The organism is Mesoplasma grammopterae ATCC 49580 (genome assembly GCF_000701525.1).
GTDB lineage: Bacteria > Bacillota_I > Bacilli_A > Mycoplasmatales > Mycoplasmataceae > Mesoplasma > Mesoplasma grammopterae.
In genome coordinates, this window is sequence record NZ_JNJC01000005.1 from 12,058 (window position 1) to 29,787 (window position 17,730).

Here is a 17,730-nt window from a genome sequence, read left to right on the forward strand (position 1 = left end):
AAAATATATATTGAAAAAGTACATAGGAGAAAATAAAATGAACAAGAAAGAATTACAAGCACGTGTAAAACGTACTAAAATTATTACTACAACTGGTCCATCAACAAATGAACCAGAACAAATAAGAGAATTATTTGAAAATGGAATGACAACAATACGTTTAAACTTTTCACACGGTGATTATGAAGAACAAGGTTACAGAATTGCTGGAGCTAAAAAAGTTAGAGAAGAATTAGGAAAACCTGTTTCTATTTTATTAGATACAAAAGGACCTGAAATTCGTGTTGGTAAATTTGTAGATGGAAAACAAGAAGTTACTGCAAATCAACCGATTACAATTTACACAGATGCTGAATCATTCAAAAACAAAGAATGTTTATCAGGAGAAATGACTGTTGCTTATGACATGTCAGTTGATTTAAAAATTGGTGATACAATTTTAATCGATGATGGTAAATTAGAAATGACTGTTGAAGAAGTTAAACCAGGTGTTGTTAAAGCTATTGCTTTCAATAACCACTTAGTAAAAACTAACAAGCGTGTTAACTTACCAGGTGTTGATTTCTCAATGCCATTCTTAGCTCAAAAAGATATCAATGATATTAAATATGGAGTTGAACAAGGTGTTGACTACATCGCTGCATCATTTGTTAACTCAGCTGAAAATGTAAAAGAAATTCGTGATATTTTAGCAGAAGCTAATGGATCAGATATTCAAATTATTTCAAAAATTGAATCACAAGTTGGAATTGACAACATTGATGCAATTATTGAAGCATCAGATGGAATTATGATTGCTCGTGGTGACTTAGGATTAGAAATTCCTTACTACGACGTACCATACTGAGAAAAAATAATGATCAGAAAATGTCGTGAAGCAGGTAAAGTTGTTATTGTTGCTACTCAAATGTTAGAAACAATGACAGAAAACCCAGCACCTACAAGAGCTGAAGTAACTGACGTTTACTTTGCTACTGAATTAGGAGCAGATGCAACAATGTTATCTGGAGAATCAGCAGCTGGTGATTACCCATTTATTACTGTTAACACAATGGCAACAATCAACAAACGTGCTGAAATAGAATTCTACAAAAAAGCATATTACCAAACTCAATTAGAAAACGCTAAAAACTCAACTAGTGGACCACGTGCAGATATTGCAATGGATTTAGCTGAAAGAACTCGTGATGGACAATATGAATTTGCTGTTGTTTTATCAAGAACTGGAGCTTTATTAAAAACTATTTCTAAATTTAGACCAAATGTAACAATTTTAGGTGTAAGTGAATCAGAAAGATTATGAACTGCATTTGGTGTATGACACTCAATCTTCATGAACAAAACTGCTAACTTATTAGAATTAGAAGAAAATGTTGCTCAAATCTCAGAAATTGCAAAATTATGAGGTGCAAAATCAGGATCAAAAATCTTAGTTGTAAGAAACAAAGATATTCGTGAAATTACAGTAGCTTAATTAAAATAATAAAAAAACTACCGCAAGGTAGATTTTTTTTAATTAATTTTATGAGAGCACTTTAAACTAATTATATAATTTAATTTCTTTTAAAAATTAAAAAAACTTCAAATTGTTTTCAAAAACTGTTAAAAGAATAAAAAAATATAAATTTTTTATTAAAAATAATTTTTTGTGTTTTTTTAACATTTTTTTGTGTACTATCTATCTTTAAGATAAGGAGTAGCCTATGAGATACTTAAGTTCATTTAGTCATTTGTTCAATATTCAAGTATTTTTTTGGGACGCTCTTGTGTCTCAAAAAAATACTTTTTTTAATAATTTTAATTTTAATAAAATGCGCATTAAAAAAGCTGCAGGATATTAAATTAGAATATTTTTAAAGTACAAAATATTCACAATTTAATACAAATTTTAAAAATATGTTTAGATATAAACTATTTTTTTTATATTTAAATTTGTATTTTATCAAAAAAGGGGGTGTTGTGAATTGTGGAAAAGAAAGAGAAATTAGGTATTGAAGAACTAATAGAGAGCGTTAGTGAAACGGTTACTTCATCAAAAAGAGAAAAAAATATTTTTGTTAAATCAAAATTCTATATGAACAATTTGCTTGAAATATTTTATGAATTTAAGAAAAGATATCCATTGCTATTTTATTCTATTAAAAGAATCTTCTTTGCTTTAATAACAATGTATGCAGCAGTAATAGTAATTTATTGTATGATCAGTTTTATTGTAAAAGATGAAACATACTTGATGGACATTAGTGGAATGTTTGCTAAACTTGGTATTCAAATTGGAGATGACAAATATAATACAATATTAGGCACAAGAAAGAAAATGCTTGGAGTTGATGGAACATTATTACATCAAATATTAATTTACTTAAGAAACATTACTCCATTTATTCCTAAAACCATTCAAACAAACCCAACTTTAACTGAAACAGGGGAAATTATTTCAACACCTGTTACAAAAATGTTTTATTTAGGTTTAATACTTAGCGGAAATATCAAACCGGTAAGAACACCGGTAACTGAAGTTTTCTCTTCAACAATGGGAGTTTCCTTTATTCTAGGAACAGTTGCAACGATACTTGCCTACTTGATAGGAATACCATTAGGAATATATGCTGCTATCAAAAAAGACAAACCACAAGATAGTTTAATTAACGGTATAAGCTTAGTTATTATTGCATTACCAAGCTTAGTTTTAATAAAAATATTATATGAAATCTCATTAAAAATGGGTGGAAGTACTCAATGACAACTTGGTGGAATTGGTACAAAAATGTTCCCTGTAATTGGATTATTATTATTCATAACTCCAGGTATCACTATTACAACAAGAAGATTTGTTGTTGATGAAATGACAGCTGATTATAGAAAATTTGCCTTATCAAAAGGATTGGATGAAAAATACATATTCTTTGTACATGTATTTAGAAATGCATTTATTAGAATGGTAAGAAGTATACCTGCTGTATTTATTGCATCAGTCTTCGGATCAAGTCTTTTAATTGAAAGAACATGAAATATTCAAGGAATGAGTAATGTTGTTATAAATGCCATCAGTGCATCAGATATTTTCTTAATCATGGGTGTTGTTGTATTATCTGCATTTGCTAGCATCGTAAGTATCTTAGCAGGAGATTTATTATTAGCAATATTAGACCCAAGGGTTAAGTTGTCATAGAAAGGAAAGTTAAAATGGAAAATTTAAGTATTTTAGAAAAATATGAAATAGATAAATCACTATTTGAAGTTGTTGGCGCAAACAATGAGGAAGCTGAACATATTTATTCAAAACCTTATAAATATTGAAATACAGTATTTAAAAAAGCATTTACAAATCCAACATTTTTAATTAGTTTTATATTAATTGTAGCCTTTCTTATTATGTCATTCACAATCGCAGTAGGTGAACCTGCCGTTATTCCTGGATCACCACCAAAAACACCAGAAGCACCTTCTTTAGAACATTGATTTGGTACTGGTAAGACTGGTGAAGACATGTGAAATAAAGTATGAATAGGTTCAAGAACAACAATTTTATTTGCAGCAGCGATATTTGTTATTCAAGTTACAATTGGAATTATAATTGGTGCAATCTGAGGATACTACTCAAAATATGATTTATTTTTTATTGAATTAACTAGATTTATTTCTTTAATTCCCGCACTTATTTTATGACTTGTAATAATATTTATAGCTGGAAATAAGACAATTGGTGTAGTTATGTTTGCAATATCTATAACTAGTTGAATTGGTTTAGCTAGTTTAGTTAGAACACAAATTGTTTTAACTAAAAATACAGAATATAACGTTGCATCTCAAATTTTAGGTTCAAAAGGACCAAAAATTATTAGAAAAAACATTATGCCAAAAATTTTACCAATAATTATTCAAACATGTGCTTTTGCAATTCCAGAAGCAATTGCTATTGATTCATCATTAGCATATTTAGGATTTGGATTTATCTCACCAGATGATAGAACAAAAGCATCATTAGGATCAATTTTAAATGAAGTTTTATCAGATTCATCATGACAAATTAATCCACATTTATTAATAGTGCCACTAGTATTTGTTGGTGGAGTATCATTATTATTTTATTTAATGGGAAAAGTTTTAGCTGACTCATTAGACCCAAAAACACATAGATAATGGAAAAAGGAGAAAACAATATGAAAAAGAAATTTAAATCAAAAAAAGGTTTAGCAGGATTGTTAGCAATAAGTTTAATAGTTTCAAGTGCATCGATTGCAACAGTTTCATGTGCTGGAACTGGAAATTTGGATAAAATTGCAAAAAGAAAAAGAGATACAACTAGGTTAGATCAACTTTTTACAACATTACCAACAAGTTGAAACTCAGCTTATACCCAAATGGAAGCTGATAGTATATTTATATCTGATTTATATGCAGGAGCATTAGCAGTAGATGAATATGGTAGAACATATGGTGATGCTTTAGAATCAGGATATGCTGTTGAAGGAAGCACTTATGTAGGAAATGATAATTCAACTGAAGAAAGCGCTGCTAAAATTGATTATGCTGATTGAAAATATAAAGTTAGAGAAAATGCAACTTGATCAAAAGCTGATGGCACAGTTGTAAGAAAACTTGCGGCAACTGATTTTGATAGAACTGCTGCTTATGTATTAAATGGAAATAACCAATCTCAGGTTGCAGGATTATGAGAAACATTTATTTTAAATGCTGATGTATTGGAAGAAGTGTTAACTGCAAAAGTTAGTGCTGAAAATCGTGAAATCAACCATATTCCTCAAGATGCAAAAGCTTATGATATTTACTTAGAAATTAAGAAAGAAATTAATAGTTTTAAAGATGCATCTGGATCTATTACTTATAAGATAAAAGATAAAGATGGAAAAACTGTTGAAAAAACAGTTGAAGTTGCAAAAGGTGGATTTGGTTTAATTACAGATGATAAAACTCGTGCTGTAGAATTTAAACTAAAAAAAGCAGCACCTTACTTTGAAACAGTTTTAACATATGGAGCATTTTCACCAATAGCACAAGAAGTTGCGGAAACAGCTGGTCAAAACTCAGCACCCGTTGATATTTATAGTGGTGCGTATGTTGCTAAAACAGTAAATTTGGATAGCAAAATTATTTTTACAAAAAATGAAAATTATCATTTTGCTGACAGAACATCAATTGAAACAATTAACTGAATAAACGTTGTTAACTCAACTTCTTCAAGTGTAGCAAGAGATATGTTTGAAGCAGGAGAAATTGATGGATTTGTTGTAAGTCCAAATGATGATAAAGGATGACAAACATACATTGGTTCTGAATGAGAAACACCAAGATTTGATAGAACATATGTTGCAGAAACAACACCTTCAAGTTCATGAACATTAAACTTTAACTACGTAAATAATAATTATACTATGGGAACAGCATCAGAAAAACAAGCTGCTATTAGTTCAAGCAAATTATTACAAAGTAAAGACGCTAGAGCACTTTTAGCAACTGGATTAAATAGATCTTACTTTGCCAGCTATTTTAGTAGTAAATTTGATTCAAAAACTGCGGGTCAAGATTTTGCTACTTCAAAAAACATTACAAACGTTTATACTTCTGCTAATACTGCTGTTGATAATGGTAAGGATTATGTTGAAACATTCGCAGAAGTAGCTGCAGGTAAAGCAAAAGAAGTAAATCCAGAAACTACAATTACATCAAAAAGTTATGTGCAAGGAGAAGATGCATTATTAAATCGCTCTGAAGATTATACTGGTAAAACAAGAGAAGAATTAATTACTTCTATAAATAACTATATTAACGAAAATAAAATAGTAAAAGGAGCAGATAATAAAGTTCATTTAACATTTATACTTTCACCAACTGGAGCAACAACAACAACTCCATTTATGAGTGCAATGTTACAAAATTTTAATAATATTGCTAATAATCCAATTGCTATTGATCAAAAAACAACAACAACACATGCAGAATATGTAGCATTAAATAATAATTATCGATATGACTTAGCATATTCTGGATGAGGACCTGATTATGCAGATCCAAATACATACTTATCAACAATGAAAACTGCTGGTGATATGAGTGGATACACAGGATCAAATAGATTAGCAAAAGCAAATGATGAACTAAAAGCAAGTGGGTATGATGAAACAGTTAAGGCATTTGATAATTATTCAACTGCTGTTGATAACATTGATTCAACAATTTTAGATACAACAAAAAGATATAAAGCATTTGCTGAACAAGAATACAACTTACTGTATAAAGATTTCTTATCAATGCCGTTCTTCATTAGAGATCAATATAGAAAATTCACTGTTTCATACACAAGAAACTATACAATTGGTCGTGCAAACTATGGTAACTCAAATCAAAGAACATTCTTATTGAAAAAAAATAATGAATTGCTAACAAAATCAGAAAATGATCAAATAGCAACACAATTTAAAGAAGATGTATTAACAGCAAACACAAAAGATAAAAAACAAGGAAATATCTTATTCAAAAAATAATATTAGTTTAACTATTATTTAATTGAACAAGTTGAAAAACAAATTAAGTTATAAAACTTGTTTTGTTTTTCATTAGAGCCATTTAAGTTAATAATGACTTTAATGAAAAACAAAAGCACTTACGTGCTTCTATTAAATATTTTTAAACTAAACTGATTATTCAAAAGATAATACTACAAATTAAAAGAACTAGAGTTATTAATCAAAGAATTTTGTTAATTCTTCTACGAATACCTTCATCTTCAGAAAAAGTAGAATCATATCGTTTAGTCTTATTATTATAATAACTAGCTGTTTGTTTGTTTCTTAATCAACCTGTAGCAATTGAAACAATTAGACTTATTGCAAAACCAAGAGTAATGAAATATTCTCAATAGTTCTTATCATTACTCATTGCAAATTTAGCTATAAAATATGTTATTAATACATAAACCAAAGGAATAAAAAGAACAATTAAATAATCATATCACATTAGTTTTTTAGAGCTTTTGTACTTAGCTTGTTTTATTATTTCTTTATCATTTATATCAGACGAATTAAATTTATTTTTATCCATGTTCTACCTCAATGTTAGTTTCATACTAAATATATTTAATCATTTTATCAAATCTATAAATAAAAAAAGGAGAAAATATGAAAAACAAAATTTTATCGGTAAGAAATTTAGAAGTTAAATTTAGAGTTAGAAGTCGTGTTTTAACAGCAATTAGAAATGTTTCTTTTGATTTATATGATGGTGAGATTTTAGCTTTAGTAGGTGAATCTGGATCAGGGAAATCAGTAATTACTAAGACTTTTACAGGAATGATTGAAAGTAATGGTTGAATTAGTGATGGTTCAATTATTTATAAACCAAATCAAAAATCAAAAGATGATGATCTAACTTTCTTTAAAAAATCAGTTAATATTGTTGAAATTGAAAATTCAATTGTTGAAAAAAGTGTTATTAAATTTATTACAAAAACTAATTTAAATAAAATTAAAAAACTTAATAAAGAAATAAAAGAAATTTTAAAATTAAATCCTTTAGAAAAATCTAATGATGTTATTAATCAAAATTTAGACAAAATTGAATTAAAAATTAGTAATGTAGTAGAAAAAAATGAAATTGCAAAATCAAAATCAATTGAATTTACAAAAAGAAAAGATGCGCAAAAATTATCACAATTAGAAAAAGAATTAAAAGATTTAAAATTTAAAAAACGAATAATTCTTGAAGATGATTTAAGAAATGATGAAATAAAGAAATTAGAAAAAGAAATATTAGAAATTAATATCGAAACTAAAAAAGTTAAAGCTTTATCTATGACAGAATTGGCTGTAATAAAAAAAATAATTCCTGCTATTGAGAGCAATATCCAGAATCAAAATGCTTTTACCCCTGAGTTTATAGAAGAAATTAATACTAACTTTGCTCAAAAAATTTATACTTTAAAATTTGAAAAAGAATTAAAAGCCATTTTTGATCAAATTGCTAAGGATAAAAAAATTAATGGTGAAAACGAAGAACACTTTTCAAATTTAATGGAAGACTGAAGAATAGTTTCTGCTCCAATTTTTAAAAGAAAAAATGTTGGTAATAAAGCATTACGTGAAGTTAGAGGAAAAACTATTGCTACAATTTTCCAAGACCCAATGACTTCTTTAAACCCATTATTGACTGTTGGATTTCAATTATCTGAAATACTTAGAAGACAATTAAAATTAAGTAAAGAAGAAACTAAAAAAGAAGCAATTAAATTATTAGATCAAGTTGGAATTCCAAATCCAGAACAAAGATATAAAGATATTCCTGGTAAATACTCAGGAGGAATGAGACAAAGAGTTGTTATCGCAATTGCATTAGCTTGTAGACCTAAAATTTTAATTTGTGATGAACCTACAACAGCACTTGATGTTACTATTCAAGCTCAAATCTTAAAACTAATTAAAAGCTTACAAAAAGAATACAACTTCTCAGTAATTTTCATTACTCATGACTTAGGAGTTGTTGCAAATATTGCTGATAGAGTTGCAGTTATGTATGCTGGTCAAATTATTGAAATTGGAACAACAGAAGAAATTTTTGAAGATGCCAAACACCCATATACATGAGCATTATTACTATCACTTCCACAGCTTGGTGTTAAAGGAGAAAAATTATATTCTATTCCTGGAACTCCACCAAACTTATTTAATGAAATTAAAGGAGATGCATTTGCACCAAGAAATAAATATGCTTTAAAAATAGATTATATGTATGAACCACCAATGTTCAAAGTTAGCGACACACATTATGCAAAAACATGATTATTACATGAATATGCAGATAAAAATATTAAACCAAAAAAGGGGGATAACTAATGTTAAAGGACAATAAAAATGTACTAATTAATATTCGTGACTTAGTTATCGAATTTAGAAATAAAGGTAGAAAATTTGAAGCTGTTAAAAGTGTTTCTTTTGATATTTATAGAAAAGAAATTTTTGGACTTGTTGGTGAATCAGGATCAGGAAAAACAACAATTGGTAGAGCTATTGCTGGTGTACAACCACTAAAAGATGGATCAATTTATTTGGATGATCAAATTATTGCAGGTAAGCCAACTTCAATTTATACAATAAATAAAGATATTAATAAGAAAATTCAATTATTAGATTCAAAATATTCAATTTCATCTAACTATGTGAATAAAACTATTTTAAATTTAAAAACAGTTTATGAAAAATTTAAAGATAATCCTGAGGGATTAAAAGAAGCAAATTTAGCTAAAGAATTTGGATATTCTTCAATTTCGTTAGCACACCAATTAACTAGAGAAAATCTTAAATTTATTAATGACATTATTAAAGGATTCAATCGAATTAATCAATTTACATATGGTATACATGAATTTGTTCCAGAAATTTCTGAAAAGCTTGAAGAAGCAATTATTCTTAAAAGTGATGATACAAAAAATATTGTAGAAAAATTAAAAGACAAAATAAGTTTAGACTTTTTTGATATTGATGAAATTAAAAAAGCAGTTAGAAGCTTAATTAAATCAAAAGATACAACTAGCTTTTTAAAAGTAATTGAAATGAGCTTTAAAAAATTGGATTTAATTAAAACTAATGAAGACAGAATTATTAGAAGAATTAAAATTGCACATAAATTAGCAAAACAAAATTTTGATTTATCTGCTCCAAGTAAGCACAAAGATAGAATACTTAAAAAATATCATGATTTATTATATGTATCAAAATCAACTTTTCTAAAAGCTTATGAGACCACTAAAAAGAATAATATTCAGCCTTCAAAAGAAGCTAATAAGCAGGTAAAAGAACTTTTAAATGATAAAGAATCTAAAGAACTTATTGATAAATATATAATAAAACATGATTTAGTTTTAGAATACTATAAATGACAAAATAAGGAATACCCGCTAACTGATAGAGAAATTGAAACTATTAAAGAATTGATTGAATTCTTAAAATTACCATCAATTGATGAACTTGTTAATAATTCATATTTATTTGGTACACCAACTAAAGCACAAAAATGAGAAAACAGAAAAAATGTTCAAATGATTTTTCAAGATCCTGGATCATCATTAAATGAAAGAATGTCTGTTGAAGAAGTTATTTCAGAAGGAATTGATAATTTCCCTCAATTATATAAATCAGAAGAAGCCAAAATGTTATATGTTAAAGAACATAATGAGCAACATCCAGATAATCAAATTACTATTGACCAAATTGAAAATATTAGTGATGTTAAAAAACACATTATTTTAAAATTAATTAGATCTGTTGGATTACTTCCTGAACATTTATCTCGTTATCCTCATGAATTTTCAGGTGGACAAAAACAACGTATTGGAATTGCTAGAAGTTTAGCAATTAAACCAAAAATCATTATTGCTGATGAACCAATTTCAGCACTTGATGTTTCAATTAGAGCTCAAGTATTAAATTTATTCCAACAATTTAAAGAAGAATATAATTTAACATACTTATTTGTTACTCACGATTTATCAGTTGTTAAATTTATTGCAGATCGAATAGCTGTTATTTATCATGGAAAAATAGTTGAAATGGCTGAAGCAGAAGAATTATTTAAAAATCCACTTCACGCATATACAAAAAGTTTATTATCAGCAATTCCTGTGCCAGATCCAAAATATAATTTTGGTCAAAACTTAATTGAATATAAACCTGAAGAAGAACATTATGATTACATTTTTGATACACCTGATTTTGTTGAAATATCTAAAGACCATTTTGTGTTGGCTAATAACCGTGAATTTAAAAATATTAAAAAAACTTTGAAAAAATAAAAATATTTTTGAATTTAAATTATTATTTATGATATTTTCTCAATAGCGGCTTTAGATACTTTATTTTTAAATCATTTTTGATTACCAAAAATAAATGCAGGACCACCTATTGATTGTTTTGCTCATTTTTTAAAGTTGAAAGAATCAGTATGTTTAATTATTTTACCGTCTTTAACTTCCATTCTTGAATCTACAATATTAGTAACTTTTCTTCTTTTTGGTCCAAATAAATATGTAGCAGTTCATGTAACAAATAAATAGTCATTTTCATTTAAAAGTTCATATGAAACTTCAAATTTTGATTCTTTTTTATTTGATAATAATGACTTTCACATAGTGGTTACTTGTTTATTATTTAAGTCCTTAAATATTGGATCATTAAATACAATTGACTCATCATACAAACTATTCATTTTCTTAAAATCACCTTTAGTAAATGCATCATAGAAATCTTTTAAGATTATTTCTTTTTCCATCATAATATCTCCTTTATTATTTTTGCATAAATAAAGTATATAACTTTTATAATATAAATAAAAATATTGTATAATTATTTTTGAAAAGTGAATATTAATTAACATTTTGGACACGATACTATTGATGCTTTTAAAGAGAGTTGTTGGTGCTGCAAAACAATAAAGCTAGATATGTTATTACTACCAAATAAAATAATGTTACGTTGGGTGCGATAAATCCTTAAATTAAGGTATTAAGTTTTTTAATACGAATTAGGATGGTACCGCGTTATAAACGCTCCTAAATATTAGGGGCTTTTTTGTTTTTTTAAGGAGGAAATTATGAAAATTAAATTATTAGATGGATCAATAAAAGAATTTGATCAAGCAGCAAACGTTAGAACAATAGCTGAAACAATAGCTATAAGTTTAAAAAAAGCTACTGTAGCAGCAAAAGTAAACGGAAGATACGTGTCAGTAGATTATGTTATTGAAAAAGATTCAAATTTAGAATTGATAACAAATAGACATGAAGACTTTTACAAAACATTGAATTATACTGCAGCTTTTGTTACAGGTGTTGCTATTTCAGAATTATATAAAGATGTTAAGCTTGCAAAAGTTTTATATAAAGAAGATGAACTTGAATATGGAATTACTTTTGAAGTTGAACCAAGAATTGGTTTAGAAGAATTACAAAACATTCAAAATAAAGTTAATCAAATAATTAAAAATGAATCAATTTTATCTAAGGAAATGGATTTAAAAGAAGCTGAAGAAATTTTTAAAGGAAATCAGTATCAATTACATTTAGCAAAGGAAATGTTTGAAACCTATGGTGAAATAACTGTTTATACATTAAATGGTGTTTCAATAGTTTCTAAACACCCAATAGCTTTAAGCTTAAAAAATATAAAAGTTGTTGAGGTTCAACAATTAACTGGTGAATATTGATTAAATGATTCTAAAAATATCATGTTACAAAAAGTTCATGGTATGGCCGCAGAAAGCAATGAAACTTTATATTCTAAAAAAGAAATTTTAGAAGATAGAAGAAGTAGAGACCACAGAATTATAAACAAAACTTTAAAAATATTTGGTTTTGATCATTTAGTAGGCCCTGGGCTGCCTTTATGAATGCCAAATGGAACAATCGTTAAAGAAGAAATTAAAAAGTATCTTAAAGAAAAAGAATGAGAATATGACTACATTAATGTAACTACTCCAGTTATAGGGACTGTTGAATTGTATAAAAAATCAGGACACTGAGACCACTATGGAGAAGATATGTTCCAACCATTTAATGGTGGAAGTGGTAGTGATGAACAATTCATTTTAAGACCAATGAACTGTCCACACCACGTTGCTGTTTATAAACAAGAACAAAGAAGTTATAGAGATTTACCTTTAAGAATTGCTGAACACGCTTTACAACATAGATATGAGTCAAGTGGTAGTTTAACAGGATTAGAACGTGTTAGAGCGATGGAATTAACTGATAGCCATATTTTTGTTAGACCTGACCAAGTTGAAACAGAATTTAAATCAATTTATAAATTGGTTACTGAAGTATTAGAAACATTTAATATTCAAATTGATTACTTAAGTTTAAGTTTAAGAGATCCAGAAGATAAAGTTAAATACTATCAAGATGATAAAATGTGAGACGAAGCTGAGGCAGCTTTAGAAAAAGTTTTACAAGACCTAAATATTGAATATAAGAAATGTATTGGTGAAGCAGCATTTTACGGTCCTAAATTAGATATTCAAATTAAAACAGCTCAAAATCACGAAATAACAGTTTCTACAATTCAATTAGACTTCTTACTACCAAAGAAATTTGATGTAACATATATTGACCAAAATCAAGAATTTAAAGCTCCAATCATGATTCATAGAGGTTTAATTGGAACTTATGAAAGATTTATTGCTACATTGTTAGAACAAACTAAAGGTGTATTACCATTATGATTAGCTCCTAATCAAGTTGAGATTATCCCTGTTGGAAGTGAAGAAAATATTGAGTATGCAACTGAAGTAAAAAAACAGTTAAAAAAAGATTTTATTAGAACTCATGTAGATTTAAGAGATGAAAGATTAAGTTACAAAATACGTGATGCTCAAACAAGTAAAATACCTTATCAATTAGTTCTTGGTGATCAAGAAAGAAAAGATAATTCTGTTACTTACCGTCAGTATGGTAGTGAGCAACAAACAACTATTGAGTTAAATGAATTTAAAAATATGATTGCAGATTTAATTTGTAATAAGAAGTAGTTTGATATAAACTATAAATACAAAGGAGAAAAAGATTATGGCAGAAATGATTAAAGTTTCAACAAAAGAAGAATTTGACAAAATTATTAGCGAAGGTAAAACATTTGTTGATTTTAACGCTACATGATGTGGACCTTGTAAAATGCAAATGCCTTTAGTACATATGCTTGCACAAAAAACTGAAGGTGTTAAATTTATCGACTTAGATGTAGATTTAGTTCCTGAAGTAGCTAAAGAATACCAAGTTATGTCAATTCCAACTTTAATGTTGTTTGAAAACGGAAAAGAATCTAAAAAAAATGTAGGATTTATGGATCCAACAAAATTAGATAACTTTGTAAAATAATTCAAAAAGACGTAAGTCTTTTTTTATTTGGAAAATTATCCATTATTTTAGATATAATTAATAAAAATTAAAAAATAAAATCAAAACTTTTGGTTTTTTTTGGTTTTTTTTGGTAATATGAAATTAGAAAGGGAAATCTATGATTAAAAAACAAAGACAATCAATAATTTTAAATTTTTTAAAGGGTAAAAAAATTGTTGCTATTGAAACCCTTTCGAATGAATTGAAGATTCCACTTACAACGTTAAGAAGAGACTTAGCAGAACTTGAAGAACTAAAAAAGATAGTAAAGTTACATGGTGGAGTTGAGTACAAGGAACCCGCATTCATCTATGAAGACTTTTTTGAAAAGAAAATTAAAGATAATGTTAAGGAAAAAGAAACAATTGCCAAGGAAGCGATAAAAAAAATCAAAAAGAATGATTCAATTTTTATTGACTCAGGTTCAAATGGTTATTTTGTTGCTAAAAATTTAAAAGCTGACCTTAATTTACAAATAGTAACAAATTCAATTTACAATATTTTGGAACTTGTAAAAAATGGTCACGACAATGTTTACTTACTTGGTGGTAAGTTTACTAATGTAACAGGAGCTATTTTAGGATTTGAAGCTTTAGAAGCATTAAAAAATTATAATTTTGATATTGCATTTTTGGGTGTTAACGCTGTTGATGAAAATGGAAACATATATACAACAAGCCCAGAACATGCACAAGTTAAAATCCAAGTTATTAAAAATTCAAGAGAAAGCTATGGTTTAGCTGACTCAAGCAAATTAGATAGAAAATCCTTCTATAAGTTCGCTGACAAAGAATCAATTAAATTAATATAAAAAAGAGGAAATAAAATGATATATACGGTAACACTAAATCCTGCTCTAGATCATATTATTGAAACTGATGGATTTAATATTGGTGAAACTAATTATTACAAAAATGAGTATGTTGTAATTGGCGGAAAAGGTATTAATGTTTCTATTATTTTGAATAATTTAGAAGCAGAAGTTTTATCTACTGGTATCTTGGGATCAAATAATAAAAGTTCGTTTTTAGAAAAATTTGATGAAAACAATTTAAAAAACAAATTTTTTATAAATAAAGGTGTAACAAGAACAAATTTGAAAATAAAAAACTTATCTAAGTTTGAAGAAACTGAATTAAATGGTTTAGGTTCAACAGTAAGTTTAGAGATAATAAATGAATTAAAAAACTTTTTAAACGATAACTTAAAAAGCGGTGATATTTTAGTTGCTGCTGGAAGTATACCAGCTGGTGTTAAAAATAATATTTATGAAGAAATAGGAAATATTGCAAACAAAAAGAATGCTTTATTTATTTTAGATACATCAAAGGTAAACATGTTAAATGGTTTAAAAACAAAACCTTACTTAATAAAACCAAATATAGAAGAAATATGTGAAATTTTAAATCTGCCATTCAAAGAGTATACTTTTGAAGAAACATGTGAAATGGTAGAAAAATTAAAATCATTAGGAGCTAGAAATGTTTTATTAAGCAGAGGAAGCAAAGGTAGTTATTTCTTTTCAGAAAAAGGAGAAATTTTTGAAACAGGAATAGCAAAAGGTAAATTAGTTAATTCAGTTGGATCTGGAGATAGTATGATTGCTGGATTCACATATGGATTATATAAAAATTTATCAATAGAAGAATGCCTTCAATTTGGTGCTGCAGCAGGTGGGGCAACTGCCTTTACTGAATGATTAGGATTAAAAGAAGACATTTTAAAATTGAAACAAGAAATTAAAGTTAACAAAATAAAATAGGAGATAAATATGGAATTAAAAGATTTATTTAAATCTAAAGTTTCAGTCTTCAAAGCAGATTTAAAAACAAAAGAAGAAGTTATTAATTTTTTAGTTGATAAATTATCATCAGAAAAAATGATAGCTAATAAAAAAACTTTTAAAGATGCGATTTTAAAAAGAGAAAGCGAAGCATCAACAGGTATGGGTGATGGAATTGGTATTCCTCATGCAATTAACAACACAGTTAAAGAACCTTGTATTGCTTTTGTAAGTTTAAAATCACCAATAGACTGACAAAGTTTAGATAACAAACCAGTAGATTTAATCTTTATGATTGCTACAAATGATGAAAAAGGAGAAGCTCACTTAGGTGCTTTAGCCGATTTATCAAAATTCTTAATGAAACCTGAATTTCAAGAAGCATTAAGAAAAGCAAAAGCTTTTAAAGATCTTTCAAAAGCTTTTGATAATAAAGTTGAAACAAAAAAAGTGGAAGCAAAAAATGGTAAATATGATGTAATTGGTATTACAGCATGTCCAACTGGTATTGCTCACACATACTTAGCAGAAGAAAAATTAATTGAATATGCTACAGAATTAGGGTTAAGTGTAAAAATTGAAACTCAAGGACGTAGAGGAACTGAAAACAAATTAACTCAAGAAGATGTTGAGAATGCTAAAGTAATTATTTTAGCACATGACAAAAACTTACAAGGAATGGGTAGATTTGGTGGTAAACAAGTAATTGATACAACTACTAAAGATGCAATTTTTAACGGAAAACAATTAATTGAAGAATTTGGTAAAACAGAAAAAACTACTACTGCAAAAGCTGTATCTTCAAAAGATGATGAAGTAAGTGATGATTTTTCATTGAAAAAATTTGCTCAAGTTAAAGGGAACTTACTTGCTGGTGTTTCAAGAATGTTACCATTTGTTGTTGCAGGAGGAATTATATTAGGAATTGGATTCTTGATTGATTTTGCAGCAGGAAACGGTGACGCTGGAGGAAACTTTGGTACAGTTAATGAAGTTGCTGGATGATTTTCAGCTATAGGTAAAACAGCAATGATGATGATGGTACCTATTTTAGCTGCATATATTGCATATACAATTGTTGGTCCTCAAGGACTTATGCCAGGTTTTGTAGCAGGACTTCTAGCAGATGGAACTGGTGGATTTGCATATTCTGGAGATAAAACTGGTTGATCAGGATTATGATCAAGATTAATACCAGGTGATATTCCTATGCAATCTGGATTTATTGGTGGTATGGTAGGGGCTTATGCTGCTGCACTAATAGTATTTGGATTAACATTATGATTCAGAAGATTTAGAAAATCATTCCATGGAATTAGAGATATTGTTTTAATACCTGTTTTATCACTTTTAGGTATTGCTCTAGTTATGTTTGCTTTAAACATACCTTTAGGATATACAATGTATGGATTACAACAATTCTTAAAATTATTAGCAGAACATAATCTACTTATTTTACTTGGTGCAATATTAGGATTTATGATGTGTGTTGACATGGGTGGTCCTATTAATAAAATTGCTTATGTAACAGGAACATTGTCTGTATCAGGTGGATTAGGTGATAATAAACTTATAACAGTTACAATGGCAGCCGCAATGGCTGGTGGAATGATTCCACCATTAGGAATAGCATTATGTACAATGTTATTCAGAAATGCTTGATCTCAAAAAGAAAAAGATTCAGCAAAAGCTAACTGATTAATGGGTGCGTTCTTTATTTCAGAAGGAGCTATACCATTCATGGTTACAGATCCAAAAAGAATTTCAATTTCAGCAATGGCTGGTGGAACAATCACTGGATTAATTGTTGGAGGATGTAAAATAACTTTAGGTGCACCTCATGGTGGAATTGCAGTTTTCCCTCTTTTAAAATCAGGATTAGTTTCAAATATGAATTCAGGATTAGGAATTGGTTTAGGTGTTGGATTATACATCTTAGCAATCGTTGTTGGTACTTTAGTTATGGCAACAATCTTAGGATTCTGAAAAACTTATGATATTAAAAAAGGTAAACTAGTTATTGCCAATTAATATTAAATAAAAA

At 27.7% G+C, this 17,730-nt stretch carries 13 protein-coding genes; 11 read left to right on the plus strand and 2 right to left on the minus strand.

Annotated features, from left to right (window positions below; all coding sequences use genetic code 4):
* Nucleotides 1-37 precede the first annotated feature (37 nt).
* The 4 genes from pyk (at nt 38) to T314_RS0102000 (ending at nt 6,506) form a co-directional block, all read left to right on the plus strand.
* Nucleotides 38-1,474, plus strand: a complete 1,437-nt coding sequence (pyk, locus tag T314_RS0101980; RefSeq protein WP_029511952.1) for a pyruvate kinase — start codon at nt 38-40, stop codon at nt 1,472-1,474.
* A 492-nt stretch (nt 1,475-1,966) separates the two neighbouring features.
* Complete coding sequence (oppB, locus tag T314_RS0101990; protein ID WP_051612884.1) at nt 1,967-3,172, plus strand: oligopeptide ABC transporter permease OppB; 1,206 nt, start codon at nt 1,967-1,969, stop codon at nt 3,170-3,172.
* A gap of 14 nt (nt 3,173-3,186) precedes the next feature.
* Nucleotides 3,187-4,143 carry an oligopeptide ABC transporter permease OppC gene (gene oppC, locus T314_RS0101995; protein WP_029511954.1) on the plus strand — a complete coding sequence of 319 codons (957 nt, stop codon included), beginning with the start codon at nt 3,187-3,189 and terminating at the stop codon, nt 4,141-4,143.
* A gap of 20 nt (nt 4,144-4,163) precedes the next feature.
* Nucleotides 4,164-6,506 (plus strand): ABC transporter substrate-binding protein, encoded by a 2,343-nt coding sequence (locus T314_RS0102000; RefSeq protein ID WP_029511955.1) that lies wholly within the window; start codon nt 4,164-4,166, stop codon nt 6,504-6,506.
* Nucleotides 6,507-6,648: 142 nt separating this feature from the next.
* On the opposite strand, the gene T314_RS0102005 is transcribed toward T314_RS0102000, so the two are convergent.
* Nucleotides 6,649-7,062: a hypothetical protein gene (locus T314_RS0102005; protein ID WP_029511956.1), complete on the minus strand. Its 414-nt coding sequence runs from the start codon at nt 7,060-7,062 to the stop codon at nt 6,649-6,651.
* Nucleotides 7,063-7,139: 77 nt separating this feature from the next.
* Here T314_RS0102005 and oppD point away from each other — a divergent pair, with 77 nt between their 5' ends.
* Nucleotides 7,140-8,849: an oligopeptide ABC transporter ATP-binding protein OppD gene (gene oppD, locus T314_RS04150; protein WP_029511957.1), complete on the plus strand. Its 1,710-nt coding sequence runs from the start codon at nt 7,140-7,142 to the stop codon at nt 8,847-8,849.
* Nucleotides 8,849-10,804 (plus strand): oligopeptide ABC transporter ATP-binding protein OppF, encoded by a 1,956-nt coding sequence (gene oppF, locus T314_RS0102015; RefSeq protein ID WP_029511958.1) that lies wholly within the window; start codon nt 8,849-8,851, stop codon nt 10,802-10,804. Before oppD ends, oppF begins: the two co-directional genes overlap by 1 nt.
* A gap of 26 nt (nt 10,805-10,830) precedes the next feature.
* On the opposite strand, the gene T314_RS0102020 is transcribed toward oppF, so the two are convergent.
* Nucleotides 10,831-11,283 carry a nuclear transport factor 2 family protein gene (locus tag T314_RS0102020; protein WP_029511959.1) on the minus strand — a complete coding sequence of 151 codons (453 nt, stop codon included), beginning with the start codon at nt 11,281-11,283 and terminating at the stop codon, nt 10,831-10,833.
* Nucleotides 11,284-11,601: 318 nt separating this feature from the next.
* Between T314_RS0102020 and thrS the strand changes: the two genes are divergently transcribed.
* The 5 genes from thrS to T314_RS0102045 all read left to right on the plus strand — a co-directional run bounded on the left by thrS (nt 11,602) and on the right by T314_RS0102045 (nt 17,717).
* On the plus strand, nt 11,602-13,536 hold the full coding sequence (thrS, locus tag T314_RS0102025; RefSeq protein ID WP_029511960.1) for a threonine--tRNA ligase: 1,935 nt from the start codon (nt 11,602-11,604) through the stop codon (nt 13,534-13,536).
* A 37-nt stretch (nt 13,537-13,573) separates the two neighbouring features.
* Nucleotides 13,574-13,882, plus strand: coding sequence for a thioredoxin (gene trxA, locus T314_RS0102030; RefSeq protein ID WP_011183075.1), 309 nt, complete (start codon nt 13,574-13,576; stop codon nt 13,880-13,882).
* A 139-nt stretch (nt 13,883-14,021) separates the two neighbouring features.
* Nucleotides 14,022-14,714 carry a DeoR/GlpR family DNA-binding transcription regulator gene (locus T314_RS0102035; protein WP_029511961.1) on the plus strand — a complete coding sequence of 231 codons (693 nt, stop codon included), beginning with the start codon at nt 14,022-14,024 and terminating at the stop codon, nt 14,712-14,714.
* Nucleotides 14,715-14,729: 15 nt separating this feature from the next.
* Nucleotides 14,730-15,665 (plus strand): 1-phosphofructokinase, encoded by a 936-nt coding sequence (pfkB, locus tag T314_RS0102040; protein WP_029511962.1) that lies wholly within the window; start codon nt 14,730-14,732, stop codon nt 15,663-15,665.
* A 9-nt stretch (nt 15,666-15,674) separates the two neighbouring features.
* Nucleotides 15,675-17,717 (plus strand): PTS fructose transporter subunit IIABC, encoded by a 2,043-nt coding sequence (locus T314_RS0102045; RefSeq protein ID WP_029511963.1) that lies wholly within the window; start codon nt 15,675-15,677, stop codon nt 17,715-17,717.
* The last annotated feature ends 13 nt before the right edge of the window (nt 17,718-17,730 follow it).